19 protein-coding genes and 1 pseudogene are annotated in these 26,022 nt (G+C 62.3%); 14 read left to right on the top strand and 6 right to left on the bottom strand.

The genetic code is table 11. The features are described 5' to 3' along the window. The first annotated feature begins 297 nt into the window (after positions 1–297). The 6 genes and pseudogenes from WD006_RS10415 (at position 298) to WD006_RS10440 (ending at position 8,190) form a co-directional block, all read left to right on the top strand. Positions 298–1,161 (top strand): tripartite tricarboxylate transporter substrate binding protein, encoded by an 864-nt coding sequence (locus WD006_RS10415; RefSeq protein ID WP_017514964.1) that lies wholly within the window; start codon positions 298–300, stop codon positions 1,159–1,161. A 120-nt stretch (positions 1,162–1,281) separates the two neighbouring features. Beyond that, positions 1,282–2,538 (top strand): TolC family protein, encoded by a 1,257-nt coding sequence (locus WD006_RS10420; RefSeq protein WP_011229386.1) that lies wholly within the window; start codon positions 1,282–1,284, stop codon positions 2,536–2,538. Then, on the top strand, positions 2,535–2,816 hold the full coding sequence (locus WD006_RS10425) for a hypothetical protein (RefSeq protein ID WP_051069083.1): 282 nt from the start codon (positions 2,535–2,537) through the stop codon (positions 2,814–2,816). Before WD006_RS10420 ends, WD006_RS10425 begins: the two co-directional genes overlap by 4 nt. Positions 2,817–2,837: 21 nt before the next feature. Then, positions 2,838–3,728: pseudogene (locus WD006_RS10430) on the top strand (efflux RND transporter periplasmic adaptor subunit); the annotation flags it as partial. Then, positions 3,725–6,955: a CusA/CzcA family heavy metal efflux RND transporter gene (locus WD006_RS10435; protein WP_008642698.1), complete on the top strand. Its 3,231-nt coding sequence runs from the start codon at positions 3,725–3,727 to the stop codon at positions 6,953–6,955. The pseudogene WD006_RS10430 and the gene WD006_RS10435, both read left to right, overlap by 4 nt. A gap of 8 nt (positions 6,956–6,963) precedes the next feature. Further along, a complete protein-coding gene (locus WD006_RS10440) occupies positions 6,964–8,190 on the top strand; it encodes an MFS transporter (protein ID WP_008642699.1) in 1,227 nt (408 codons plus the stop codon). A 652-nt stretch (positions 8,191–8,842) separates the two neighbouring features. Here the strand turns inward: WD006_RS10440 and WD006_RS10445 are convergent. Beyond that, positions 8,843–9,088 carry a hypothetical protein gene (locus WD006_RS10445; protein ID WP_008642700.1) on the bottom strand — a complete coding sequence of 82 codons (246 nt, stop codon included), beginning with the start codon at positions 9,086–9,088 and terminating at the stop codon, positions 8,843–8,845. Between the two features lie 272 nt (positions 9,089–9,360). Here WD006_RS10445 and flgB point away from each other — a divergent pair, with 272 nt between their 5' ends. The 3 genes from flgB (at position 9,361) to WD006_RS10460 (ending at position 12,440) form a co-directional block, all read left to right on the top strand. Further along, the gene (gene flgB / locus WD006_RS10450; protein WP_008642701.1) at positions 9,361–9,783 is read left to right on the top strand and encodes a flagellar basal body rod protein FlgB; all 423 of its coding nucleotides are present in this window, start codon (positions 9,361–9,363) and stop codon (positions 9,781–9,783) included. Positions 9,784–9,977: 194 nt separating this feature from the next. Beyond that, positions 9,978–10,313: a hypothetical protein gene (locus tag WD006_RS10455; protein ID WP_008642702.1), complete on the top strand. Its 336-nt coding sequence runs from the start codon at positions 9,978–9,980 to the stop codon at positions 10,311–10,313. Between the two features lie 9 nt (positions 10,314–10,322). After that, complete coding sequence (locus WD006_RS10460; RefSeq protein ID WP_011229389.1) at positions 10,323–12,440, top strand: putative bifunctional diguanylate cyclase/phosphodiesterase; 2,118 nt, start codon at positions 10,323–10,325, stop codon at positions 12,438–12,440. Between the two features lie 96 nt (positions 12,441–12,536). Here WD006_RS10460 and WD006_RS10465 read toward each other — a convergent pair whose 3' ends face one another. Beyond that, positions 12,537–13,817 (bottom strand): MFS transporter, encoded by a 1,281-nt coding sequence (locus tag WD006_RS10465; RefSeq protein WP_008642705.1) that lies wholly within the window; start codon positions 13,815–13,817, stop codon positions 12,537–12,539. Positions 13,818–14,330: 513 nt separating this feature from the next. Between WD006_RS10465 and WD006_RS10470 the strand changes: the two genes are divergently transcribed. After that, positions 14,331–15,173 (top strand): class I SAM-dependent methyltransferase, encoded by an 843-nt coding sequence (locus WD006_RS10470; RefSeq protein ID WP_223277385.1) that lies wholly within the window; start codon positions 14,331–14,333, stop codon positions 15,171–15,173. A gap of 736 nt (positions 15,174–15,909) precedes the next feature. Here the strand turns inward: WD006_RS10470 and WD006_RS10475 are convergent. The 4 genes from WD006_RS10475 to WD006_RS10490 form a co-directional block, all read right to left on the bottom strand. Continuing rightward, positions 15,910–19,080, bottom strand: a complete 3,171-nt coding sequence (locus tag WD006_RS10475; protein ID WP_011229391.1) for an efflux RND transporter permease subunit — start codon at positions 19,078–19,080, stop codon at positions 15,910–15,912. Further along, complete coding sequence (locus WD006_RS10480; protein WP_011229392.1) at positions 19,077–20,642, bottom strand: efflux RND transporter periplasmic adaptor subunit; 1,566 nt, start codon at positions 20,640–20,642, stop codon at positions 19,077–19,079. Before WD006_RS10480 ends, WD006_RS10475 begins: the two co-directional genes overlap by 4 nt. Beyond that, positions 20,639–21,946, bottom strand: a complete 1,308-nt coding sequence (locus WD006_RS10485; protein ID WP_008642714.1) for a TolC family protein — start codon at positions 21,944–21,946, stop codon at positions 20,639–20,641. The genes WD006_RS10480 and WD006_RS10485 overlap by 4 nt, the downstream gene beginning before the upstream one ends. Positions 21,947–22,018: 72 nt before the next feature. Then, positions 22,019–22,414 (bottom strand): copper resistance protein, encoded by a 396-nt coding sequence (locus WD006_RS10490; RefSeq protein WP_375198928.1) that lies wholly within the window; start codon positions 22,412–22,414, stop codon positions 22,019–22,021. A 283-nt stretch (positions 22,415–22,697) separates the two neighbouring features. Here WD006_RS10490 and WD006_RS10495 point away from each other — a divergent pair, with 283 nt between their 5' ends. The 4 genes from WD006_RS10495 to WD006_RS10510 all read left to right on the top strand — a co-directional run. After that, entirely contained in the window at positions 22,698–23,093 is a 396-nt protein-coding gene (locus tag WD006_RS10495) for a hypothetical protein (RefSeq protein WP_008642718.1), read from the top strand. A gap of 278 nt (positions 23,094–23,371) precedes the next feature. Continuing rightward, positions 23,372–24,142, top strand: a complete 771-nt coding sequence (locus tag WD006_RS10500) for a class I SAM-dependent methyltransferase (RefSeq protein WP_008642720.1) — start codon at positions 23,372–23,374, stop codon at positions 24,140–24,142. Continuing rightward, on the top strand, positions 24,139–25,764 hold the full coding sequence (locus WD006_RS10505; protein WP_029307116.1) for a glycosyltransferase family 39 protein: 1,626 nt from the start codon (positions 24,139–24,141) through the stop codon (positions 25,762–25,764). Before WD006_RS10500 ends, WD006_RS10505 begins: the two co-directional genes overlap by 4 nt. Beyond that, the coding region (locus tag WD006_RS10510) for a GtrA family protein (protein ID WP_425648198.1) at positions 25,761–26,022 on the top strand (262 nt) is incomplete at its 3' end. The genes WD006_RS10505 and WD006_RS10510, both read left to right, overlap by 4 nt.

The following is a 26,022-nucleotide window of genomic DNA, read 5'->3' on the forward strand; positions in this document are numbered from 1 at the left end:
ACTCTTAGATTCGGCAGTTCATCAGCTCTGTCGCTGCGACAAAGGTAACGGTCGGCCGCCCAAAGCCTGATACATGCACAACGATCAAGAATCGCTGAAGATTTTGCGATAGACGCCCATGCGTCGCCGAAGGACCATTGCTTGTTTTCAAAGGAGACGACGTTGACGCAAGTAGATAGGAGCGAGTTTTGCCTGAGCCGGCGAGCAGTTCTGCGCGGAGCTGCGGCCGCGGTTGCAGCGGCTGCCCTCCCTGCGCCTGCGCAAGGTGCTTGGCCGTCAAGGCCTGTGAGAATCGTCGTGCCGTTTGCGGCCGGAGGCGGCTCGGATGCCATCGCGCGCTTTACCGCCTCCAGGCTCAACGCCGCGTTGAAGCAGCCGTTCGTGGTCGACAACAGGCCAGGAGCAGGCGGTAACCTTGGCACGGAGCAGGGATTGCACTCAGCGCCCGATGGCTACACGCTGACCCTCATCGCTTCGAGCTACAGCGTGAACGCTGCGGTCTACAACCTTGGGTTCGATCCTGTGGCAGACATGACGCCCATCGTCCAGATCTCGAATGGCCCGCTGCTCATCGTCGCTAACCCGAAGACCAACATCAAGACGATCGGTGACCTGATTCAGAAGGCCAAGACCAACCCGGACAAGATCAACTATGCGACCTCCGGCGCGGGCGGGGTTGCTCACGCTGCGACGGAACTCTTCATGGATCGCGTAGGCATCAGAATGACGCACATCCCCTACAAGGGCGCCGCGCCTGCAATGTCCGACACTCTTGCAGGCACATGCGACGTCTACTTCAGCAGTGTTGCAATTGCCTTGCCGCACATTCGCGCCGGCAAGCTTGTTGCTGTAGCGGTCACAACGCCAACCCGCCTTAACGCCCTGCCGAACGTTCCGACGGTTGCCGAGTCGGGGATACCCGGTTTCGACGTACCCCACTGGCATGGTCTGATCGGACCGAAGGGCCTCTCGCAAGAGGTGGTCGCAAAGGTGAACTCGGCCGTCAATGCCTTTCTGAAAGCGCCTGATGCCAACGAGCACCTGCAACGCGATGGTGTTTCGGCCGCTGGCGGAACACCTTCCTTGCTGCAGGAACGGATCGCTCGCGAGGTGGCGGGATGGAAGAAGCTGGCAGCAAAAGGGCGGCTCAAGGTCGACTGACGAAGAAAGGGCGCTCGCAGCGCCCCTGTCATGTGCCGACGAGCGATTTCGACGTGCCGACGACTTGTGTATCCGTTCGCGCCGCGTATTGATAGAAGTAGCAAAGCTTACGACTCTCAGATGACCCAGGTAACCTTGTTCACGCCAGCCAAAGTGCACTACATCGGTGCCGTCTTATGGCTCCTGGCTTCGGTGCGAGGGGTCGCGGCGGAAGCCCCGCCCTATAGTGTCCTGTTGCAGCAATCGATGGCAAGTGCCCCGGCGATGATGGCGCAGGCCGCCACCGTCCGCGCCGCAGATGCCGATGCCAATCAAGCACGTGCCTGGCTGAATCCACGGATCGATACGGTCCTGGAGAACCTCGGCGCACCGTCAAGCGACGGCACGAGCCAGCGCCAGAACACCTACTCGATTACCCAGCCATTTGAGGTTGGTGGCAAGCGGGGCGCACGAATCGAAGTGGGGGACCGCAACTATGCCGCAGCGCAAGCGCGTGAGCGCCTGGCACGGGTTGCTTACGCGGCAGAACTAGCGGTTGCCTATGCCGCCGCGGAGGCCATGGCCGCCCGGATGGCGCTGGCGACGGAAAACCTGGCACGTGCGAACGAGGAGTTCACTGCTGCGCGTGCGCTAGTGCAGTCCGGAAAGGAAGCAGCGCTGCGCAGCGCGCAAGCGCAGGCAAGTGTGGCGGCCGCTCAGGCTGCGCAGGCCGCCGCCGACAATGACGCCACGCATGCACTGGCGCGGCTGTCGGCCATGACGGGAGCTGCCGAACCGTACACCGCGGTGTCCAGTTCCCTGCTAACGACACAAGGCACCGTGCCGACCGCGGCACTCCCCGGACAGGAGGCCCCGACCGTCGCTGCGGCAGAGGCCGAGCGCAATGCGCTGGATGCACAAGTTGGCGTGGAAAGAAAGCGCTGGATTCCGGACGTGGGCGTAAGTGCCGGCGTGCGTCGATACGGATGGACGAACGCCAGCGGATATGTTGTCGGGGTGACGGCATCGATTCCCCTGTTCGATCAAAACCGCAGCGGCATCAATGCGGCCGTGGAGCGCGTCGCGGCCGCGCAGGCCAGGCTCGACAACATGCGACTGGAAGCCGTAGCGGCGCGCCGATCCGCCATCTCGCAGGTCAGCGCAACGGATCGCCAGATCACCGCGGCCGAGGAGGGTGAAAGGGCGGCGGCAGAGGCCTATCGAATGGGCCGCGTCGGTTATAACGCCGGCAAGACGCCGCTGATGGAATTGCTTGCCGTCCGGCGTGCCTTGCTGGAGGCCAGGCAACTCACCATTGACGCGCGTCTGGCGCGCGTGCGCGCACTGGCGGTGCTTGCCCAGGCGGACGGCCACCTGGCATTCGAGGACACCAAATGATGAAGAACAAGCGTCAGCCTGCAAGCTGGCCGGTGGTTGCAGGCGTTGCTGCGGTAGCAGCGTTGATGGGATTCGGCGTCGCGCGCGTGCTGTTGCCGGGGAATGGGCCCGTTCCCGCGAAGGCAGCCGACGCGCAAGCCGCATCGGAAGCAGCGGCAGCCAAACCGGCAGGCCCACGAGAGGTTCGAATTCCGACCCAGTATCTGGCGGCGGCAAACATCGCCGTCGAGCCGGTCGCCAGTGTTGGGGTGGGTTCGGAGATTCTGGCGCCTGCCTGAGTCGCCGCAGTACCGGGAGGCGAGGCTGTGATTGTGTCCCGTGCGGCGGGCACGGTGCTGCGGGTTCAACGTCGCCTTGGCGAGGGTGTGCGCGCCGGTGATGTGCTGGCCACCGTCGAAAGTCCGGAGGCTGCAGCGATGGCTTCGGAACGCAGGGTAGCACAAGCCAGGGCGGATCTCTCCCGCAGGACGTATGAACGTGAAGCCAGTCTGTTTCAGCAAGGCGTGACACCGCGCCAGGAAATGGAATCAGCCAAAGCGGCACTGGAGGTCGCGCAGGCCGAGGCGCAGCGCGCCACAACGGTTGCCGAGGCTGCGCACCTGACAAGCGATGGCCGGGCGGTCGCGGTGGTCAGCCCCATCGCCGGCAAGATTACTGCCCAATCGGTGACGCTGGGCGCGTATGTCGCGCAGCAGGCCGATCTGTTCCGTGTGGCTGGCCTGGGCGCCGTGCAGGTCGAGGCCGCCGTCACTGCAGGGGATCTGGGCCGTATTTCACCGGGTGGCCAAGCCGCGATTCTGCTTTCCAACGGATCGCCGTTGCCGGCGAAGATCCAGGCTGTCACGCCAACCGTATCGGGCAGTGCACGCGCGGCCACGGTCGTCGTGAGACCGGAGCAACCTTCGGACCGCCTGGTGGTAGGCGAAGGTGTCCAGGTTCGCTTGCGCGCCAAGGCAAACAACAATGGCGAGTTGTCGGTTCCCGAAGATGCCGTACAGAACATTGATGGCACCGATGCGTTATTCGTGCGCACGGAAAATGGATTCCGTGCGCAGCCGGTTCTGGTCGGTACGCGCAGTGGCGGCATGGCGCAGATTCTCTCCGGTGTGCGCGCCGGGGAGCAGGTGGCAACGCGTAATGCCTTTCTGGTGAAGGCCGAGATGAACAAGGCAGCTGGGGACGACGAATGATTGGCAATGTCCTCAGTGGATCGATTCACTACCGATGGCTTGTTCTGTTCCTGACGGTCGTGATTGCCGCAATCGGCGCCTGGCAGCTCAAGCTGCTGCCGATCGATGTCACGCCCGATATCACGAACAAGCAGGTGCAGATCAACACGGTGGTGCCAACCCTAAGCCCCGTGGAGGTCGAGAAGCGCGTGACGTATCCGATCGAAACCGCTATTTCAGGGTTGAACGGCGTCGAGAACACGCGGTCGATGTCCCGCAACGGGTTCAGCCAGGTCACCGTCATCTTCAAGGAGAGCGCCAACCTCTACTTCATGCGCCAGCAGGTATCGGAGCGACTCGTGCAGGCACGTCCCAGCCTGCCCGCAGGCGCCGAGCCGCAGATGGGTCCGGTTTCCACTGGTCTGGGCGAGGTATTCCACTACAGCGTGGAGTATCAATACCCTGATGGCAAGGGCGCACCGCTCAAGGACGGGGCGCCGGGCTGGCAACGCGATGGAAGTTTCTTGACCGAGCGCGGGGAACGGCTTGATGACCGTGTGTCGAAGCTTGCATACCTGCGAACCGTGCAGGACTGGATCATTCGCCCTCAGTTGAGGACAACGGCTGGTGTGGCCGACGTGGATTCCTTGGGTGGCTATGTCAAGCAGTTCGTGGTCGAGCCTGATGCTGCAAAAATGGCCGCCTACGGCATCTCATATGGCGACCTCGCACAGGCTCTGGAGGATGCCAATCTTTCGGTGGGTGCGAACTTCATGCGCCGTTCGGGTGAATCGTACCTGGTGCGTGCCGATGCGCGCATCAAGTCGGCGGACGAGATCTCGCGCGCCGTGATCGCCCATCGCCAGAACGTGCCGATCACGGTCGGCCAGGTGGCGTCCGTCAAGATTGGCGGAGAACTTCGCTCCGGTGCGGCCAGCCGCAATGGCCAGGAAACGGTGATAGGCAGCGCGCTGATGCTGGTTGGCGCGAACAGCCGTACCGTGGCGCAGGATGTTGGCGACAAGCTGGAACAAATCTCGAAGACGCTGCCGCCGGGTGTAGTCATCGTTCCTACGCTTAACCGATCGCAACTGGTGACCGCCACCATCGAGACAGTCGCCAAGAATCTGGTGGAAGGCGCCTTGCTGGTGGTGGTAATCCTGTTCCTGCTGCTGGGCAACTGGCGCGCTGCCGTCATTGCAGCGCTGGTCATCCCATTGTCGATGCTGGTCAGTGCTATCGGCATGAATCAGCTTGGGATCTCCGGCAACCTGATGAGTCTGGGTGCGCTGGACTTCGGCCTGATCATCGATGGTGCGGTGATCATCGTCGAGAATACCCTGCGGCGATTGGCGCAGCGTCAGCATCAGGAAGGTCGTCTACTGACGCTGAGGGAACGCCTGGACGAAGTGTTGCTGTCGTCACGGGAAATGCTTCGCCCCACGATCTATGGGCAACTCGTGATCTTCCTGGTATTCCTGCCGTGCCTGACATTCCAGGGCGTGGAGGGAAAAATGTTCTCGCCGATGGTGATGACGCTCATGCTGGCGCTGGCGTCCGCATTCGTGCTGTCCCTGACCTTCGTGCCTGCGATGCTGGCTGTGCTGCTACGCAAGGAAGTTTCCGAAAAGGAAGTACGGGTGATCGTCGCGACCAAGCAGTGGTACCGCCCGTGGCTGGAGCGGGCGGTGGCGCGACCGATTCCGTTTGTCGGCGCCGGCTTGCTGGTGCTGGCACTGGCTGCAGTTGCGTTCGCCTTTGTCGGTCGCGAGTTCATGCCAACGCTTGACGAACAGAACCTTAACCTGTCCTCCGTTCGCATTCCATCGACATCGATCGATCAGTCGGTGGCGATTGATTTGCCGCTGGAACGCGCCGTGCTCTCGCTCCCTGAGGTGAAGACTGTGTACTCCAAGGCGGGTACCGCCAGCCTGGCGGCTGACCCCATGCCGCCCAACGCCTCCGACAACTACATCATCCTCAAGCCGAAGAGTGAATGGCCGGATGGCGTAACCACCAAGGAACAGGTGATCGAGCGTATCCGGGAGAAGACGGCACCGATGGTGGGCAACAATTACGACGTCACCCAACCCATTGAGATGCGCTTCAATGAACTGATCGGTGGCGTGCGCAGCGATGTCGCCGTAAAGATCTATGGCGAGAATCTCGACGACCTGACCGCCACTGGGCAACGCATTGCCGCCGTCTTGCGCAAGACACCCGGAGCAACGGATGTGCGCGTACCGCTGACCAGCGGGTTTCCCACCTTCGACATCGTATTCGATCGCGCCGCTATCGCGCGGTATGGGCTGACGGTGAAGGAAGTGGCCGATACCGTCTCGGCAGCGATGGCGGGCCGCCCGGCAGGCCAGATATTCGATGGCGATCGGCGCTACGATATTGTCATCCGCCTGCCAGGCAATCAGCGGGAGAACCTCGATGTGCTTGGCGCGCTGCCCGTGATGCTGCCAGCCGCCTCGGACCAGGCGCGGGTTTCCGTGCCATTGCGGCAGCTTGTCGAGTTCCGATTCACACAGGGCCTGAACGAAGTGAGCCGCGACAACGGCAAGCGTCGCGTGTACGTGGAAGCCAATGTGGGCGGGCGTGACCTCGGCAGCTTTGTAGACGATGCTGCTGCGCGGATCGCGCGGGACGTCAAGTTGCCTCCCGGCATGTACATCGAATGGGGCGGCCAGTTCCAGAACCTGCAAGCCGCGACCAAGCGACTCGCCATGATTGTGCCCGCCTGCTTCGTGCTGATCGCCGCGGCGCTGTATATGGCGATCGGCAATGCAATGCTGACCGCGACAGTTCTGACGGCTGTGCCCCTGGCGCTGGCGGGAGGCGTGTTCGCACTACTGCTGCGCGGCATCCCGTTCTCCATCTCCGCAGCAGTGGGTTTCATTGCTGTCTCGGGCGTGGCCGTTCTCAATGGTCTCGTCCTGATATCGGCCATCCGCAAACGGCTGGAAGACGGGGTGGCGCCGGACGCGGCCGTGATCGATGGCGCGATGGAACGGGTGCGACCGGTGCTCATGACTGCCTTGGTGGCATCTCTGGGCTTCGTGCCCATGGCCCTCGCAACGGGGACGGGTGCGGAGGTGCAAAAGCCACTGGCAACGGTCGTGATCGGTGGATTGATCACGGCCACCGTGCTCACGCTCTTCGTGTTGCCCGCGATATGCGGCATGGTGGTGCGCCGGAAACGGGGCGCGGGCGTGGGTCGCGACGAACTCGCTGAAGCTTAGGAGGTTGCATGCTGGACGTATTGCGGAACCGAACCTATCGGCACCTGTTCGGTGCGCAGGTGATCGCGCTGATTGGCACCGGGCTTGCGACGGTCGCGCTGGGTCTGCTCGCCTATGATCTGGCTGGTGCGAACGCGGGTAGCGTCCTGGGAACCGCGCTGGCAATCAAGATGGTTGCCTATGTGGGCATTGCCCCGGTTGTGGGTGCGTTCGCCAACAGGCTTCCGCGTCGCGCATTCCTTGTTGCGATGGACCTCGTGCGGGCGCTGGTGGCAATTTCTCTGCCGTTCGTGACGCAGATCTGGCAGATCTACATCCTGATTTTCCTGTTGCAGTCGGCATCGGCGGCGTTCACGCCAACTTTTCAGGCGACCATCCCGGACGTCCTTCCTGAAGAGAAGGCCTATACGAATGCCTTATCCCTGTCGCGCCTGGCGTATGACATGGAGAGTCTGGTGAGTCCGATGCTGGCCGCCGCGTTGCTATCGGTCATCGGCTTTCACTGGCTGTTCGGCGGCACTGTCGTGGGCTTCCTGGTGTCGGCTGCGTTCGTCGTTTCGGTGCGTTTGCCGCAATCCAAGGCGATAGCTCGCAAGGAGAGCCTGTATGCCAAAACGTTTCGGGGTATGTCGATCTACCTTCGGACGCACCGCTTGCGAGGGCTTCTGGCCCTGAACCTCGCCGCGGCCGCCGCCAGCTCGATGGTCATCGTGAACACGGTCGTCTATGTGCAAAGCAAGCTGCAGCGTCCGGCGTCTGATGTCCCATTCGCTCTGGCGGCCTTCGGCTGCGGATCGATGCTTGTGGCACTGTTACTGCCGAGGCTGTTGGCGAATCGTCCTGATCGTCCAGCCATGCTGGGCGGCGCCATCCTTATGTCAGCCAGTCTCGCTTTTGGAGTAGCACTGACCGGGTTCGGGCAAGTCATCGAATGGCCCATGCTTCTGCTGACGTGGTTTGCCACCGGCATCGGGTACTCGATGACGTTGACGCCAAGCGGACGTCTGCTGAAACGCTCGGCGGCTTCAGCCGATCGCCCTGCAGTGTTTGCTGCGCAATTCTCCCTCTCGCATGCGTGCTGGCTGATTGCCTATCCGCTCGCGGGGCAGGTGGGGGCGCGATACGGGATGCGTGCAGCATTTGTGGTGCTTGCGTGCGTTTCTGTTGTCGGATTTCTCGCTGCCTGGCGCGTGTGGCCAGCAGCAAATCATGAGGATACGGTCCCGGTGCGCTGACACAATCCCTCGCGGCGTGAAGGGTTGGCGAGAAAATTGCCATGATTGACGTGCTGACCGGTGGCGCAGGTCCAGAACCAACGGCCAGACTTTTCGTACGTCAGCAGCGCGTGCTGGGACTGGTCGGGGGCAGCCGCAATGATCAACCAGAGTTCGTGCGGCCTGGCGGCCATCCATGCCAAACGGGTCATCTATCAGGTGATTCCGCAGCAGCACATTGCCGATGCGTTCCAGTTGCAACACGCCGGTGCTTACGCCGGAAAATCTACCTCGACAGAATTGACAGCGAGCCAGTCATCTGGGCATCCGCGTGGGGCACTACGGGGGGCCAGGAAAAGCACTTCGCCGCCCGCTGTGGTTCCGACGAAATTCGTTCCGGTAGAACGGAGTGCGTTTCCACCGGACTGGTCGTTCCGGACAGTGTGGGTGGGGGCACCTTTCCGTTCAAGTTCTGATGCGCCGCATGGCCGTTAGCATGGCGCTAGCCCAGACGCGCACCCAAGAAAATGGCTTGCCTCCGTAGGAGGCAAGCCACAAGCTCTTCGTGCCACGGTAGAGGCAAAAGAGCAGCACCGGAAGCCAGTCAACCTGGACGGATGACTGGCTCCCCTCACACTTGTGCAAGTGTCAAACTGGCATGGGCGTCAACCTGTCAGAGCCCGTGAGCGCCGTCGGTGAAGACGTCTCGCGCCCCAATACGTGCTCCGTCGGTGAAAACGTCACGCTTGTCGATGCGCGCGCCGCCGGCGTACACGTCGCTGGCTGAGGCTCCGGCGCGTGCGCCGTCCGTGAAGGGATCGCGAGGGCGATGGACCTGCCCCTCGGCGGGAGCGGCCACGGCAGTGCCTGCGAGGATCGAGAGTGCGGCGGTAAGAATGGCAGTGTGAAGCTTCTTCATGGAAAGTTCTCCGGAGTCATGTTGGCGAGTCTGTCTCGCTCACCGTGTGCACAGTCTATCGGCCCGACACGATCAGTCGAATGACTCGAATATTACGAACCGGTCATCTGAGGGAAATGCGTCCAAAGCAGGCGAATTCTGTACGGCACAACGGTGTCAAGATCATTGCAACTTGGTCATTTGAAACGTTGATAAATTGATCGCTTATCCTCGCAATGACGCGGAGTGGGGTAGGCTAGTCTGCCCTCTTCCGAATGCGTTGGAGAGGCGAGATGGAAACCGCATTTATCCAGAATGCTGCGCGTAGCGCGGAAAACGCTCATGAACTGGCGCTCAGGCTGCGCACTCGCCGGCTGGAGTTTCTGGCAGCCAATATCGCCAACGCGGATACCCCGAACTACAAGGCGCGGGACATCGACTTTGGCGCCGAATTGGAACGGGCGATGGCAAGCGGCAATGCGTTTGTGGGCATGGCGACGACTTCGCGGCGGCATTTGGAGTCCCGTCCGTCAGCGGCGGAGGAGGCATTGCTCTACCGGGTGCCGATGCAGTCCGGCATCGATGGCAATACGGTCGAGATGGACGTCGAGCGCGTGGCATTTGCGGAGAATGCGGTGCGTATGCGGTTTTCCATTCAGAAGACGGCGGGTGAATACAAGGACATGCTCAAGCTCTACCAGGATATGCGTCCCTAGGCGGTATCCACGGATACTCACTAGTAGGAGTAGAAACTCAAAGCATGGCAACTCTTGCGGGCCCACGTTTGATGGGTAGTCGGTGGCAGGAATGTCTGGTACAAACGGCCCGCGAAGGATGTCGTGCTGCGCCGGATTTGCGTGCGGTGCTTCCTTGGCGCGTTCGATCTTGGATCGGAAAGGTTAGTGTCGGAATGGAGAAACGTCGTCAGAAGCGATTGCGCGCCCACATCAAGGAGTTTGTCCTTCCGCCAATTACCGATGGGCTCGTGCTAGGGCGCGCCTCGCCAATTGGACACGTTGCGGTCGGGCGAGCACTCAGTTTGCTGTCAACCACGGCCTTCGAGCATATAGAAATCGACGACGACGTGATTTCTGACATCCTCATTCGAAAGGCGATTCTCAGAAAGATCCCCGCCGCAGAGCTCAAGACGTTCATCCTGGATGAGATCAAACCGGCCATGGGAGCCGAGGAAATCCTTCACCTGGCGCTGGAAGTCGAGTTGTTCGTGGATCAAAAGCTGGGATAAGGCTTGCAGATGGACACATTGCTTGTTTCGGAGTGCCTCGACCTGACGGCACGCCGCGTTGCGCTCGACCAGCGATATCGGGATCTGGTCGGGGTCAATCAGACATCGACGAACGTCTTCTCGGTCTTCGATGACGACGGCACGTTTCTCGGTGTCGTGACGGACCGGCAGGCGACGCTTTTTCCAGCACGGATTTTCGCGGATCTGATCGCACGACGTCCACCCGAGCCCGTGCAGGGGCATGCCAGCGCGATCCAGTTGCTCAAGCGCATGCGTAAGGAAGCTTGTGAGCACCTACCCGTCTTCGATGCGCAAGGGCGATACATCGGCATTGTCTCCATGGCGTCCTTGCTGGCCGAGTTCGTTTGTCGCAGTGACATCAATCGTCGTGAACGCGAGGCGCTGGTTAGCCAATTGCGTACTGAGCTGGAAAACCGCAAGATATCGGCCAATGTGCTCGAGTCAACTAGTGACGCGGTGCTGGTAACGGACGCTCGCTTGCGCATCCAGTACATCAATCGTGCCTTCACAGCCGCGACGGGCTATCCCGGCGCGGATATTGTCGGGCGGCCGGCCGGATTCTTACGGTCTGGCCGGCATGGACGGGGCTTCTACGCGGAGATATTTGCAACCCTGCGCGATGGCGGACGCTGGGAAGGGGAGGTCTGGCTATTGCGGGCGGACGGCTCGATCGCGCCCGACTGGGTAACGATCAAGACGGTTCACGACGAGCATGGCGAAGTGTTCAGTTTCGTGGCGATGTTCGCGGACATCATGCAGCGCGAAAGCCTGCGCGCCCAGTACATGCACCTTGCCTACTACGACAGCCTGACCGGTCTGCCAAATCGACGCTTGTTCCAGGACCGGCTTGGCCATGCGATCGAACGTTCGGCGAACAAGGGTACGGAATTTTCCCTGCTTTTCCTTGACCTCAACCGGTTCAAGGACGTGAACGATACACTGGGCCACTCGTTTGGCGATCGGCTACTCGAGGTGGTCGGGGAGCGCTTCAAGCGACTGGTGAAGGAAGCGGATTTTGTCGGCCGTATCGGCGGCGATGAATTCACATTCATTCTGCACGACACCGCGGATCCTGCTCAGGTCGAGTCGATCGCGCGGCGGATCTTCGATGAACTGGCCAAGCCGATTGTCCTGAACGGTACGCAAAGCTACGTCTCCGCGAGCATTGGGGTCAGCCGATTTCCCGCCGATGGCACGACCGCAGAAGCGCTGATCATGAATGCCGATGCGGCGATGTACCGCGCCAAGGAGGATGGCATCGGCGCTTGTCATTTTTTTTCTCGCGGCCTGCATACGAAGGTGCTCAAGCGCCTCGACATCTCCAACGCGCTGCACCGCGCGCTCGAGGCCAACGAATTTTCGCTGGCCTGGCAACCCCAGGTGTCGCTCACCACGGGCAAGGTCATCGGTGCGGAAGTCTTGCTCCGCTGGATGCGAGATGGCAGCGTTCCCGTCTCGCCGGCCGAATTCATTCCGGTAGCCGAAGAGACCGGGGTAATCGGCGCGATCGGGGATTGGGTATTGCGCGAATCCTGTCGATACGTCGCGAAGCTCGAGGCACTGGCGATCGATCCGGAATTCAGGGTGGCGGTGAACTTCTCGCCCTTGCAACTGAGTTGGCACAGGCAGGAGCCTGTGCTGCAGACTATCGCGCAGTTTGGCGTTGATTGTCGGCGCTTCAAGATTGAGCTGACGGAGAACGCGTTGTTCGTGCACGAGGAAGGGCTGCTAGAATTTGTGCGGGAGCTGGGCGCCGCGGGCGTCGGAATTGCCATCGACGATTTCGGGACTGGATACAGCAATCTGTCCAGTCTGAAGCACTTACCGGTCACCGAACTCAAGATTGATCGCGCCTTTATCCATGACATGCAAGGCTCGCACAGCGACAGGCAAATCGTGCAGGCCATGATTAGCATGGCGCATATGCTTGGGCTGCGCGTCGTGGCCGAAGGGGTCGAGTACGTTTGGCAAGTGTCGGTGTTGCGGGAGTTTGGCTGCGAGGTGGGGCAAGGCTACCTGTTCAGCCGGCCGATCGACTTTGACGCGCTGGTCAAGCTACTCGATGCGCCCGCCGTCGACGTACAGGCGATGCTTGCCGACGGCTAGGCGATCTTTGGCGTCCCGACGGTCGGCACGACCGCGCGGATGGCTCGTGGCGGGGACTCCCGCACTGCGCTCGATCTCCGGGCGATGTGGCGAGATTTAGATGTGCCGTAATCTCGCCAGCATGACTGTGCCGGCCGCCATGGTGATGGTGGCGAATGCGAAGCCGAGGACAGGTGATAGCGCCGACCAGATGAGACCGACGCCGGCGCTCGAGATGAACTTCGCCGTGCCGTTCGTGGTGCCGAGCGCGCCGATGCTCATGGCCAAGGTGTCAGCCGACACCATCTCGGCGATCACCGTCGGCTCCAGGGCTTCCTGGACGGCCGTGTACAGGCCCGCAAGCAGGAAGACGGCCGCGAGCAGTGCGAGGGTGTTGACGTGGAGCCAGAACGTGATGGCCATGAGCAGGCCGGTCATCGCGCCTAGCGCATAGCCAAGCACGAGAATGCGCAGCGCACCGACGCGATCCGCCAGCATGCCGACTGGAAATGACGCCGCCGATTGCACGACGTTTCGCCAGACGTAGAGGCCACCGGCGATTTGCGCGGCCTGCACGATGCCGAGTGCGGGGGTCAGCAATTTCGTGGCGCCGAGGATCAACAGGCTGTGGGAGAAATCACCCATGCCAAACAACCCGACGGCGCCGAGATAGCGCTTGAATTTTGGCGGAAGGCCGCGCAAGGCCCGGAAAAATCGCAGCCCGGGATTTGGGGAAAATGCCGGATCCTTGACGAAGCCGAGGAAAGCCAGGACGGCCAGAACCCCCGGGATGACACTTAGCCATAGGACCAGACGGAACGGACCGATGGGGTCGTTCCACCCATGATGGCTTTGGGCCCAGCCAAGCAATGCGACACCAAGCAGCGGTCCGACTACTGCGCCAATCGTATCCATAGCCCGATGAAACCCGAAGGCACGGCCTCGCGCGCGCGGCGGGATTGCCTGGATGACAATCGCGTCGCGAAGCGGGCCGCGCAGCCCTTTTCCGAACCAGGAAATGATTCGCCCCACAAGTAGCATTGGCCACGCCGTGGCCAATGCGATTGCGATCTGACCCGCAGGCGTCAGGGCGTAGCCGACCAGCACCAGAAGCTTTCGATGTCCGAGCTTGTCGGCGACGTAACCCGAAATCATCTTGGTAAAGCTCGCCACCGCATCGGCCAGGCCTTCGATAAGTCCCAGAACCGCCGCCGGGATCCCGAGTATTGCCAGGAAGCCGGGCAGGATGACGGTGGTGGTCTCGTAGCAGAAATCGCCTAGTGCACTCGTGAGCCCGGCACCGACAACGGTGCGATTCAGCCATTCTCGCTGCAGCGGCACGGGGGCTGCCGGGGGCTTGTCATTCGACAGCGGTGCGGTGTCCTTTGAATCTGTCATGCTGTCTCGCGATCGGGCGCATTGCCCACGACGATCGAAACCAAAGTTGGCCAAGGCCGGGCTGACGAAAACGCTGAGCGCACTGGTCTGGCGCGGCGCTGTCCAGGAAATCCCTAAAGTCTGCAATCACAAGTCGCCACAGGCGCGGTGTGGATTGTCGGCGTCGAATCCATGACATCGTTCGCATCTGTTGGAAAAAGGCCGCGCCGCCGTGCATGTTGTCCGATGTTGCCGCAGATAGCAACGGGTGCGGCGCCTGGTAATTTCCCCGTCATGTTTGCGACAGGTCATCTCCATAAAATCGAATGTCAGCCTTCTGACCGCGCGCATGGATGTGTGAGTCGGATACGCGTCCAGACGACTTCGCCAGCACGCCGCCGCATCGCGCGTGGGCTCAACGCCAGCCTGGGTGAGTACGAGGATTCTGCAAAGCGATGGAGGGCCCCTTGCGGGAGGGCCTCCGATTTCAATCTGAGGCCGGCGATGCGATCGTGCGTGAGATGTGGCAATGCATTGTCCACGCAGGGGTGGCATTGCTGGTCCTGCGACTGGCAGCCGCCGTCGACATCAGGCATTGTGTGCCTCGCACCCGAACTGATCGGGGATCACGATGGGAATCAAGCGTCGCTGTTGCGGGAATTTGCGCACGTTGAAGACCGGAACTTCTGGTTTGCATATCGCCGCCGACTGATCATCGAGGCCTTGTCTCGGTGGTTCCCGCAGATTGAGTCATTCTTGGATCTGAGCTGCGGTGCGGGAAAATTCCTGGATGATTTCCGGACATGCTATCCGGCCGCCACGCTGGTCGCGGCCGACCGTTGCGTGGATGCACTACGCGAGGTGCGCCGGGAATATGGCTTTTCCTGTTTGCAGATGGATCCTATGCACCTGCCGTTCGCGGACGCCTTTGACGTCATCGGGGCGTTCGACGTCCTGCAGCATGCCGCGTCAGACGGGATAGTGCTTGACCAGTTGCGTAAGGCTTGTCGCCAGGGTGGCGGTATTGTCGTGACCGTACCGCATCAACGAACGCGACGACTGCGCGGCAATGCCCCGAGGGCGCCAGAAGCGCGCTACACGCTTCCCGCACTGATTCGCAAGGTCAATGCCGCAGGTTTCACTGTCGTACACAGCCAGACATTCTGCACGTTGGCATTGCCGCTTATGACGCTGAGCATGAGCAAGCAAAGGACGCGTCCGTTCCCCATGGCGGTTGGCGACCATCGACGCCGTGGTCCCATCCTGAATGACATGTTTGGCGGACTCTGCATGATCGAGAGGCAATTGGAGAAGGGCGGCGTGCGGTTCGCCAATGGCGATGGTGCGCTGATCGTCGCCGTGCGCCGATTCGCTTGAGGATGGCGTTCACTGAGTACGCACGAGAGGCGGCCTGCCACACAGGGCGATTGGAAACTTGAACCGATATTACGTCTTCGATTTGCCGCATGGCGTGCTGTCCTCGCTATTGCTGGTTGCCGTGCTCTGCATCATTGCGTTCCTGGCATTTGTCATCTATCTGAATCGCACCTATGGTCGCGGGCGCCCGCGGCTGCCGCGCCGGGGCCGGCCCCGAAAGAGCCCTCGCTCTGGCCGTCGGAAATAACGGCGGCCTACCCGCGTTCGTACAACTTGGCGTCGCCGCTGTTGGGCCGCAGCACTGTCCGCAAGGTCATTTGCGCAAGCGCCCTGGTTTGGGACTCTTGCTGCGGTGCTTGCGAGGCGGCGGTTGGCTGCGATGCAGGTGCCGGGCTAGCAGGACAATCAAGCTGAGGATGGTCACCAGCCCGACCAGAATTACCGCGACGACCGCGGGCGGCAGATGCAGGATGGGAGGCGGACGCATACGGGGATTTTCGGGCCTGGTGTGCTAGCTGTCCAGAAGGTGGGTCGCGGCGATTTGCCGACGGAGGGTGCCCTACGTGTTGCGGGAGCTCACCAGCGCGGTGTCTTGATATTGTGGCGGCACCTCGAGCAAACGCCCGGGAAGTGCCGTAGGGCGGGTGCCCTCTCATGGATGCGCGCCGCACTGGTGAACGTTCCCAATGCACTGAAGACTGGCCTGGCGGCCCCCGGGACTCGCCAGGCACAGTTGCTACACGGCCCGCTCCAGTTCTGCCTGCTTGGCGGTGGTGGAGGGCGAGGGCAACAAGCGCCGGCGCAGCAACAGATATACGGCGGGCACGACGAACATCGATAGCAGCGGCGCTGTCACCATGCCACCCACCATTGGCGCAGCAATCCGTTGCATGACCTCAGACCCTGTGCCATGTGACCACATGATCGGAATCAGGCCCGCCAGGATGACCGCCACCGTCATCGCCTTCGGCCGGACGCGCAATACCGCACCCTCCTGGATGGCGTCGAGCAACGCATCTAGCGTATCTTCACCGCGCGCCAACCGGTCGTGCCACGCGTGCTTGAGATACAGCAGCATGATGACGCCGAACTCTGCGGCCACACCCGCAAGCGCGATGAACCCAACTATCCCAGCCACAGAGAGGTTGTAGCGCAACAGATACAGCAGCCAGAAGCCGCCTATTAGGGCCAAGGGGAGCGTGCCCATGATCAGCATGGCTTCATCCAGCCGGCCGAAAACTAGATAGAGCAGTACGAAGATGATCAGCAAGGTAAAGGGGACGACGACCTTGAGTTTGGCCGTAGCACGCTCCAGATACTCGAACTGGCCTGACCAACTGAGGGCATACCCGGCGGGCATTGGTACGGCCTTCGCCACGGCGGCCTGCATGTCACGCACGGTGGACCGAAGATCTCTGCCGCGAATGTCAACATATACCCAACCGGAAAGACGTGCGTTCTCACTGCGCAACATCGGTGGGCCCTGCATGACAGTAATGCGGGCCACATCGGCCAGCGCAATCTGTAAGCCGCTGTCGGTCACAATTGGCAGGCGCCGCAGTGCATCGATGGAGTCCCGATCGTCGCGCGGATACCGAACGTTGATGGGGAATCGTGCGAGTCCATCGACCACCTCACCAACGGTTTCACCCCCGATGGCCGAGGAAACAATCGATTGGACGTCCTCGATGTTCAGACCGTAGCGGCCTGCTGCCGCGCGGTCGATGTCGACATCGATGTAGCGCCCGCCCGTGAGCCGTTCGGCCAGCGCAGATGTCACGCCGGGGACTGTCTTGACGGCCTCTTCAATACGTGTGGCGAGTCTGTCGATCTCCTTGAGGTCCGTGCCGGCGACCTTGATACCCACGGGACTCTTGATGCCGGTCGCGAGCATGTCAATGCGATTGCGGATCGGCGGTACCCAGATATTGGACAGGCCCGGTACCTTGACAATGCGGTCCAATTCTTCGACCAGCTTGTCGGTTGTCATGCCGGGACGCCACTGATCCTTCGGCTTAAAGCGAATGGTCGTCTCGAACATCTCAATCGGCGCGGGGTCCGTCGCACTGTCGGCGCGGCCGGCTTTGCCAAACACGGACGCCACTTCAGGGACCGTCTTGATCAGCCGGTCGGTCTGTTGCAGCAACTGCGACGCCTTGCCGGCCGCAAGCCCTGGCAGAGCGGAGGGCATGTAGAGCAGATCGCCTTCGTCCAGCGGTGGCATGAATTCCCCGCCAGTGCGCATGATGGGCCAGGCGGTCGCAACCAGGAGCACGCCCGCCAGCGCCACGGTGGTCTTGGGGTACCTGAGCACCTTGTTGAGCAGCGGGTGATAAGCGCGGATCAGCAGGCGGTTGAGAGGATTGGCTTGCTCGGAAGGGATCTTGCCACGAATCATATAGCCCATTAGCACGGGGATCAATGTGACGGAGAGACCCGCCGCCGCCGCCATGGAGTAGGTTTTGGTGAACGCCAATGGCGAGAACAACCTGCCCTCCTGTGCCTCCAGGGTAAAGACTGGAATGAACGACAGGGTGATGATCAGCAATGAGACGAACAGGGCAGGACCGACCTCTGCGGCCGACTCACCGATAAGGCGCCATCGCTCTTGCGCCTCAAGTTCTTGCTGTGGATGCTTGACGTGCCAGTGTTCCAGGTGCTTATGGGCGTTCTCGATCATGACGACCGCGGCGTCGACCATCGCGCCGACTGCGATTGCAATACCCCCCAGTGACATGATGTTGGCGTTCACGCCCTGATAGCGCATGACAAGGAATGCCGCCAGCACGCCAAGCGGCAACGAGATGATGGCGACCAGTGCCGAGCGCAAGTGAAAGAGAAAGAGCAGGCAGACCACTGCGACGACCGCAAACTCCTCCAGCAGCTTGGTGGTGAGGTTGTCGACTGCGCGACTGATCAGCGCCGACCGGTCGTAGACGGTGACGACCTCGACGCCGTCAGGCAGGCTTTTCTGCAAGGTCTGCAGTTTGGCCTTGACGGCGTTGATCGTCTCCAGCGCGTTCTTCCCCGATCGCAGGATAATGACCCCGCCCGCGACTTCGCCTTGGCCGTTGAGCTCCGCGATGCCGCGGCGCATCTCTGGGCCCAGTTGAATCACGGCGACATCGCCCAGTCTGACCGGAATACCGGCGTCGCTCGTCACGATCGGCACCTGCCGAAAGTCATCCAGCGTCTTCAGGTACCCGGTAGCGCGCACCATGTATTCGGCTTCACCCAGTTCCAATACTGAGCCCCCGGTTTCCTGATTGGCCCCCTTGAGTGCGGCCAGCACCTTCCCTTGTGACAGGTTGTAGGCGCGAAGCCGGTCGGGCAACAGCACAATTTGGAACTGCTTGACCATCCCGCCCAACGAGGCAACCTCTGCGACATTGGGCAAGGACTTGAGCTCAAATCGCAAGAACCAGTCCTGAAGGGCGCGCAGCTGTGACAGGTCATGCTGTCCGCTCTTGTCCACGAGCGCGTACTCATAGACCCAACCCACGCCGGTAGCGTCGGGACCAAGCGCAGGCTTGGCGGCGGCCGGCAGCCGGGACTGGACCTGGTTCAAGTACTCAAGAACGCGTGAACGGGCCCAGTACAGGTCGGTGCCGTCCTCGAACAATACGTAGACATAGGAGTCGCCGAAGAACGAGTATCCGCGCACGGTCTTCGCGCCGGGCACCGACAGCATCGTGGTGGTCAGCGGATAGGTGACCTGGTTCTCCACAATCTGGGGAGCCTGCCCAGGGAATGGGGTGCGAATGATGACCTGCACGTCGGAGAGGTCGGGCAGGGCATCCAGTGGCGTACTTCGCACGGCCCAAAGCCCCCACGCGGTCAGCATCACCGTGGCAAGAAGGACCAGGAAGCGGTTGCGGATGGACGCAAGGATCAGACTGGCGATCATGGCTTGGCTCCCGCGGTCTGGACTTGCGGCGCGACGGTGACGAGCGTCGCCATGCCGTGGGGATCCAACCGGAAGCTGAACGCGACGCGATCGCCCGCTTTCAGTCCCTGCGGAAGGCCGGCAGGTGGCGCGGCAAACTCCATTGTCATGGCGCCCCACTGGGCTGACGGGATGGCCTCGTGAGCGATGATCAGGCTGCGCTCGCCGATGGACTGGATGCGCCCTACTGCACGATGCTCGGGGCCAGCGGCCGACGCCTCGGAGGCGGCGCTGTCAACCGGGGGGCCGGAAGTAGTTTCCTGCATGCGTGCGACGGTCCCGCGCAGGCTCGCTTCTGAATCAATGAGGAACTGTCCGGAAACCACGACTTGCTGGCCCGCCTTCAGGCCCTCGAGGATCTCGCTCTGGCCACCGGCGGTTGCGCCCGCCTTGACTTCTACCGGATCAAATCCACCTTCGCCTTTGGCCACCATGGCAATGGTGCGCGCTCCGGTCCGGATTAGTGCCTCGCTGGGCACGAGCAGCCGTTCTGTTGCGCCCGCCGGCACCATGCGTACCGACACGAACATGCCCGGCAACAGTTTCCTGTCCTTGTTCTGCAGTTCGATCCGTACCTTGATCGTGCGCGTACCGGCGCTGACGTCCGGCAAGATCGTGTCCACCTTGCCGGGCAGCGCCAGATTCGGCAGCGCCGTGGTGCTTGCCATTACCGCCTGGCCAGGCCGCAGGGCAGCCGCCTGGCTTTCAGGCACTTCGGCGAGCACCCACACCGTTGCCAGGCTGGCGATGCGAAAGAGCGTCATGCCAGGGGGAACGGTCATGCCGTCCCGAGCGCCGACCTCAGTGACAATGCCGTCGACCGCGCTATTGACCGTGAGCCGCGGTTGGAGCTTGCCGCTTGCCTGCACTACGCGGATCTGGCCGTCTGTCATGCCTACCTGCCGCATGCGCGCCACCGCGGCGTCGCGCAGTTCGGGCTGCGGGTTACCCGGCATGCGCGCGACGGCCAGGTACTCTTCCTGCGCCGCCACCCAGTCTGGCGAATAGACCTGGGCGAGCGCCTGGCCTTTGCGGACCGTTTCCATGGTGGTCCGCACGTAAGTGTGTTCGACGAACCCGGTGGTTCGCGCCTGAATGACTTCGATGCCGCGCTCGTTGATGGCGACATTGCCGGGGACCTGCAGGGCCATCTCCAGCCGGCCGAGCTTTACTTCCGCGGTCCGGACGCCGAGGTTCTGCGTCACGCGGCCGTCGATGCGCACCGCGGCGCCGTCGGCATTTTCCTCTTCATACACCGGTATCAGCGGCATATCCATGTAAGGGGATTTGCCCGGCTTGTCAAAGCGCTGCCCCGGTACCATCGGGTCGCGCCAGTAGAGAATCCGTTTGCCGGTCTTGAGCTCGGCGCCCGCGGCCGGATCATGGCCGTCGTGGGGCCCATTGACCGTTGCGGATCCGGAAGCTTGCTGATGACGTTGCTGTTGTCCAAGGTAATATGCGCCACCCAGGCCCGCCGCAACGGCGAGACTCATCGCGACGCGCGCGATTGCGGTCGTTTTCATGGTTGATCCCCTTGCGTGGATGCCGGCATTGCTTCAGTCGCAAGCGGCATCAGGAAATTGAGCTCGGCCCACAGCCGGGCCGTCGCGGCCTCCAACTTCAGGCGTTCCAGCGAGAGATTGAGCGCTTTGCGGCTCGCGTCGGCGACTGCGGAGAGCGTGCCGGCACCGGCGCGATACGCCGTCAGTGCTGCTTCTGTCTGCGTTCTGGCCAGCGGCACCGTGACGTCGCGATAACGTTCCAGCCGCGACTGGTTCAGGCCGAGTTCGGCTCGCTTGCCGCGCAGTTGGCCCTGTAGCCCACGTCGAACCGCTTCGGCTTGGGCTCGCGCTGCATCGGCCTGTGAGAGCTTCGCGGCGAGCTCACGATCTTGCCGGTTCTTCCGATCCCAGGGCAAAGGCAGGGATAGGTTGACCGAAACCATGTTCGAGTACGCTGGGCCGCGCTGGCTGTACATCAACTCCACGCTGACGTCCGGAATCCTGTTTTCCCGCGCCACGCTGCCCTCGGCCTCCGCGACGCCGACCTGGGCCTCGGCGGTGGCCACATCGGGCAACTGGGACACGACGCTGCCATCGAGATTGGCGAGCCACGCGGGTATCGCAAGCGTCGGACTGTCACCCAGGGGGCGCACGGCGGCGTCACCGACCCAGCGCTGCAGCATTGCTCTGGCTGTCGACACAGCGGCGCGCGCCTCGTCCTCCCGGTCGCGCAATTGCTGCAACTCAAGTTCAGCGGTCAGGATATCGGTCCGGGGGCCGCGGTTGCCACGATAGGCAGCGCGGGCAGCGTCGATCATCAGCCCGATGGACTGCGCCTGTTCCGCCAGCACGACGGTTGCCCGCTCGGCATAGAGCCGATCGAGCCACGCCTGTGCCGCGCCACGCTGTACGGCGGCGAGCGCGGCCGTGCGTTGCGCCTGCGCCGACGAGGCCTCGGCCTCGAAGCGTCGTGCGCGCGCTTCACGCTTGGCTGATCGCGTCAGTTCCTGCATCACGCTGATCGAGCGCATCGTCATCGATTCCGTGCCGATTGAGAAGCGATCCCGTCCATCGGCGGGCACGTTGTTGACGCCAACCTTGAGAACCGGGTCCGGCAGTTGCCTGCCCGCAACCGCCATTTCCAAGGCGGATTGGATTGCTGCGCGCGACGTCTCAGCGTCCGAGGCATGCGCCGAGGCGAGCACCACGGCTTCCTGCAACGACAGGGGTGCGGCCGATTGCGCCCATCCGGGATGGGCGGCCGCGATGAGCGAGAGGGCGAGCGACCACCGCCGCCCGCGCGCTAGGGGAAAACGCAAAAACATAAAGCCTCCACAAAGCAACGACTCCCTTGGTCTTGACGACTCAGGGCACGATAGCGGACGTTGCTAGGCGGGCTAAATGCGGAAACAGCAATGGAGGATCGCGAGCGGGCGGGGAGGCGGTCGTGGGACGGGGTTGCCCGTGGCCAGCCGATACCCGCCAAGGATCGGTGTCAGGTCAGGTGTGGCTACCGGGCTAACCGAGGCCGCCTGGAATACGGGGAGCTGCGGGGTCGCGTGATCGGCGGATTTGCTGTCCTGGTGGCAATGCGCCTGGCACAGGCCGGCATGCGAATGGCCCCGCTTGATTGCCATGTCCGGACAGGATTCCGCCATCCCGGTCATGCTCGCCGTCATGCTCAGCGCGTACCTGCTGCCCTCACAGGCGTAGGCAGCCGCTGCCAGCTGAACTGTCAGGAACGAAATCAACAGGAATGCGGCAATCCAGTGCCGGTGATGGGAGGCGTGCATGAGCCGGGAATCGAGTGGGCGAATCCTAGCAGCCTTTGATTTGACTTCTGGCAACAAGCCTGCAGTTGGTTGTCCTAGATCAAAGACGCACACGAAGTGCGGCGCTCGGCCATCTGTCGGAAAAGCGGACGACGGTCGGGCGCAAGGGATCCGGTCCGTCTGGGCGCGCAGTGTGCTCGCCTGATTCCGGTGCTTGGCGACGCCGTCATGTGTGAGTCATTTTGCTGACAGGCCAACTCTCTACAATACGTTGAGACGAAATTCCGCTCTTCCGTGCCGTCGAATGAGACGCTTGCTGCCCCGCCTCCTGCTGTGGTTCATGATCTTCGCATTGCCGCTGCAGGCGATGGGAGCGCCCGCGCACGCCGGCTGCCCAGCGCATGACCGGCTGCGCAATGATGCGGCGATGGTCCTCGAGGTCGATGTGGAGGAAACGGTCAGCAACCCGGACAAGCCGTGTCACCACAACACGCAGCACAGCCCTTCGCGGGGAAAACTGGCTCCTGATGCGGACGGTCACGCGTGCGACGCGTGCGTCGCCATGGGCCAGGCCGCCGGATGGTTCTTGGGCTTCTGGCTGCGGCAGCCGGAATCGTTCGAGGTGGCGGGCAGGACGGCCGCGCTCCTCGCCAGTTTCATTCCAGACGTGCTTCTTCGTCCACCCTCCACTCCTGTGTGAATTGGGGTTTCACCCCGATCGCAGTCCCGCCCCATCGGATTGCGACGCCTTGCTGCCTGGTTACCTAGGCATCTCAATTCACTTGCCACGTCATCGCGTTGACGCGTTGCCGTGGGACAACCTCGCCCGCGCGTCGGAAAGCCAACGCGTCGAGCAGGTACCTAGAACGGGAGACGACCATGCGCGCATGCATTCAGTGCAGAGCCCCTATCAAGCACGAAATCTGGAGTTGCGCTGCGTGCGGCTGGCAACCGATGAGTCAGGATGGATTGGTCTGCATGGCGCCGGCCATGCTGGCCGACCATGATGGCTATCACGAACCTCTCTTCGAGGAATACGAAAAGCTCGAGGCCACGCACTTCTGGTTCGTTCATCGGCGGCGGCTCATTCTCGACGTCCTGCAGAGCCATTTCCCGACACTCAGGTCCTTCATGGACATCGGTTGCGGGACCGCCGAGAACCTCAAGGCCATCGAGCAGCGCTTTCCGCATGCGCGCATCTGCGGTGGGGAAGCGTCGCTGCAGGCGCTGGCCTCGGCACGCAACAAGTCCAACGCCCAGTTCATCCAGATGGACGCCCGCGCGCTGCCCTTTACCGCCGCCTTTGATGTGATCGGGGCGTTCGATGTGATCGAGCACGTCGACGACGATGAGCGTGTCCTGGCAGAGATGTACCGGGCTTGTCGCGCCGGCGGTGGCCTCATCCTCACCGTACCGCAGCATCCCAGCCTGTGGAGCCATCTTGACGATGCGGCCAAGCACAAGCGCCGCTACACGCGCAGTGAGTTGCTTGGCAAGGTGCGGGCCGCCGGATTCCAGCCCGTCTACGCCACCTCGTTCATGTCGCTGCTTCTGCCGGCGATGGCGCTCTCGAGATTGCAGCAACGGCTCAAGCCGCCCAAAGACGCGGTGGACGACGGATTCCGAATTGGCGCGACGCTCAACCGCATCTTTGGCGGCATCTGTGCCGCCGAGCGGCAGTTGATTCTTGCCGGTCTGAGGTTTCCGTTAGGCGGTTCCCTACTTGTCGCCGCGAGGAAGCCTTCGTGAAGTCTCGCGTTCTCTGGTTTTCGCTCATTGTCGTTGCCATCTTGCTGTGGACCGCGACCCTCTCGATCCGGCCGCTCTACGAACCGGATGAGGGGCGCTACGCCGAAGTTGCCCGGGAGATGTTCGTCTCGGGCGACTGGACGACCCCTCGGCTGAACGGCGTCAAGTTCTTTGACAAGCCGCCACTTCAGTATTGGGCGACCGCGGCGGCGTTTGCGGTGTTTGGCGTCAGTGAATGGAGCGCCAGACTCTGGAGTTCGTTGATCGGAGCCAGTGCCATCCTGGTCGCCGGTTGGTCTGCGACGGCACTCTTCGGGCGGCGAGTGGGGCTCGCCTCTGCCCTGGTGCTGGCCGGCTCGCCGCTATGGATACTGGGCTCGAACCTGACCACGACAGATATCGGCGTCGGCGCACTGCTGGGCAACGCCGTCCTGGTCTATGCGGTAGCGGTCAGGAATGCCGATAGGCGCCTCTATCCGATCGTCTGGGGTCTGGTGGGGCTGGCCTTCCTTGCCAAGGGATTGATTGCGATCGTGCTGCCCGCCGCGACCATGGTGGTCTACGCCGTGCTCACCAGACAGTTCGGACTGTTCAGAAGTCGCGCCTTCTGGATATGGGGGTTGTTCGCGTGCGTCCTCGCGCTGCCGTGGATCGTCGCAGTGTCGGTTCGCAATCCGGAATTTCTTAACTACTTCTTCGTCCACGAACACCTGGCGCGCTTCACTTCCTCCGTTCATGCCCGCAACAAGCCTGCCTGGTTCTTCGCCGCGGTGCTGGTCGCGGGAATGCTGCCGTGGGCTGGCGTCATCCCCGCCACAGTCTGGCAGCGCTGCCGGCCTGCGAGGCGCTCGGGGACATTTGACCCGCGGTTGTTCCTGCTGGTGTGGACGTTGATTGTGCTCGTCTTCTTTTCCGTCTCGCGATCGAAGCTGCCCCTGTATCTCCTGCCGGCCTTTCCGCCGCTCGCCGTGCTCGTTGGTGACGCCATCCTGCGCGTCCGCACGAGATGGGTAGTGGTCGGATGCTCGCTGATGGTCATACTCGGCATCCTGATCGCGGGGTTGCAATGGATCCCCGAGCTATCGGACAAGGTGCTCAAGCGCGGGATCTCGGATCTTGGTCATTTCTCGTTCTGGAGCACGCTCACCATCGGCGCCCTGGTGGTTGGCGGGCTGGGTGCCTGTGCCCTTGCCCTGTCAGGCCGACGTGGCATTGCCGTCGCAGTGGCAGCACTGGCATCGATTGGCAGCCTTCAGCTTGGGCTCGTGGCATCCATGGCCTTCGAATCCCTGTCGATCAAGCCGATCGGCCTAACCGTCAAGGCATCGCGCCGCGCCGATACCGCCCTGTTCAACGTCGGGCAGATCGACCGGGGCTTGGCGTTCTACTCCGAAATGCTTCCCCAGGTGGTGGTTGCCAGGGACGAACTGGATCTTGGCTTTTCTGTCGATCCCCAGCGGTGGATCGATAGCTACGCGACCTTCCTGCTGCGCTGGCGCGAGCGCGGACACAAGCTCGCCGTCATGCGCGAGGCAACTTTTGCGCAACTGTCCCCCGACCTGGGGCCAGAGAGCCTGGTGGTGGCGCGCCGGGGCACGACGGTGCTCGTGGAGAAGCGATGACAATGTCGCCCAGATTCCTCCGCTATCTGGTCACCGGCGCGACCGCGACCGCCGCGCATTACCTCATGCTGATCCTGATTGTTGCGCAGGGGGGCATCCCATTGTTGGGTTCGATTGTCGGCAGCGTGGTGGGGCTCCTGACGAATTATTTCCTGAGCAGTCGGTGGGTGTTCGCGCGCACGTCGGATGCTTCATCGCGCTTTGCGAGATTCCTGGCAGTTTCGGTGCTCGCCTTCGGGCTCAACGCTGCGTTCATGT

It is taken from the genome of Cupriavidus sp. Met-2 (assembly GCF_049843575.1).
GTDB classification, from domain to species: Bacteria; Pseudomonadota; Gammaproteobacteria; order Burkholderiales; family Burkholderiaceae; genus Cupriavidus; species Cupriavidus metallidurans.

Coding starts and splice junctions, on each gene's coding strand:
- WD006_RS10420 (WP_011229386.1), top strand. CDS start 1,282: ATGACCCAGGTAACCTTGTTCACGCCAGCCAAAGTGCACTACATCGGT.
- WD006_RS10425 (WP_051069083.1), top strand. CDS start 2,535: ATGATGAAGAACAAGCGTCAGCCTGCAAGCTGGCCGGTGGTTGCAGGC.
- WD006_RS10435 (WP_008642698.1), top strand. CDS start 3,725: ATGATTGGCAATGTCCTCAGTGGATCGATTCACTACCGATGGCTTGTT.
- WD006_RS10440 (WP_008642699.1), top strand. CDS start 6,964: ATGCTGGACGTATTGCGGAACCGAACCTATCGGCACCTGTTCGGTGCG.
- WD006_RS10445 (WP_008642700.1), bottom strand. CDS start 9,088: ATGAAGAAGCTTCACACTGCCATTCTTACCGCCGCACTCTCGATCCTC.
- flgB (WP_008642701.1), top strand. CDS start 9,361: ATGGAAACCGCATTTATCCAGAATGCTGCGCGTAGCGCGGAAAACGCT.
- WD006_RS10455 (WP_008642702.1), top strand. CDS start 9,978: ATGGAGAAACGTCGTCAGAAGCGATTGCGCGCCCACATCAAGGAGTTT.
- WD006_RS10460 (WP_011229389.1), top strand. CDS start 10,323: ATGGACACATTGCTTGTTTCGGAGTGCCTCGACCTGACGGCACGCCGC.
- WD006_RS10465 (WP_008642705.1), bottom strand. CDS start 13,817: ATGACAGATTCAAAGGACACCGCACCGCTGTCGAATGACAAGCCCCCG.
- WD006_RS10475 (WP_011229391.1), bottom strand. CDS start 19,080: ATGATCGCCAGTCTGATCCTTGCGTCCATCCGCAACCGCTTCCTGGTC.
- WD006_RS10480 (WP_011229392.1), bottom strand. CDS start 20,642: ATGAAAACGACCGCAATCGCGCGCGTCGCGATGAGTCTCGCCGTTGCG.
- WD006_RS10485 (WP_008642714.1), bottom strand. CDS start 21,946: ATGTTTTTGCGTTTTCCCCTAGCGCGCGGGCGGCGGTGGTCGCTCGCC.
- WD006_RS10490 (WP_375198928.1), bottom strand. CDS start 22,414: ATGCACGCCTCCCATCACCGGCACTGGATTGCCGCATTCCTGTTGATT.
- WD006_RS10495 (WP_008642718.1), top strand. CDS start 22,698: ATGAGACGCTTGCTGCCCCGCCTCCTGCTGTGGTTCATGATCTTCGCA.
- WD006_RS10500 (WP_008642720.1), top strand. CDS start 23,372: ATGGCGCCGGCCATGCTGGCCGACCATGATGGCTATCACGAACCTCTC.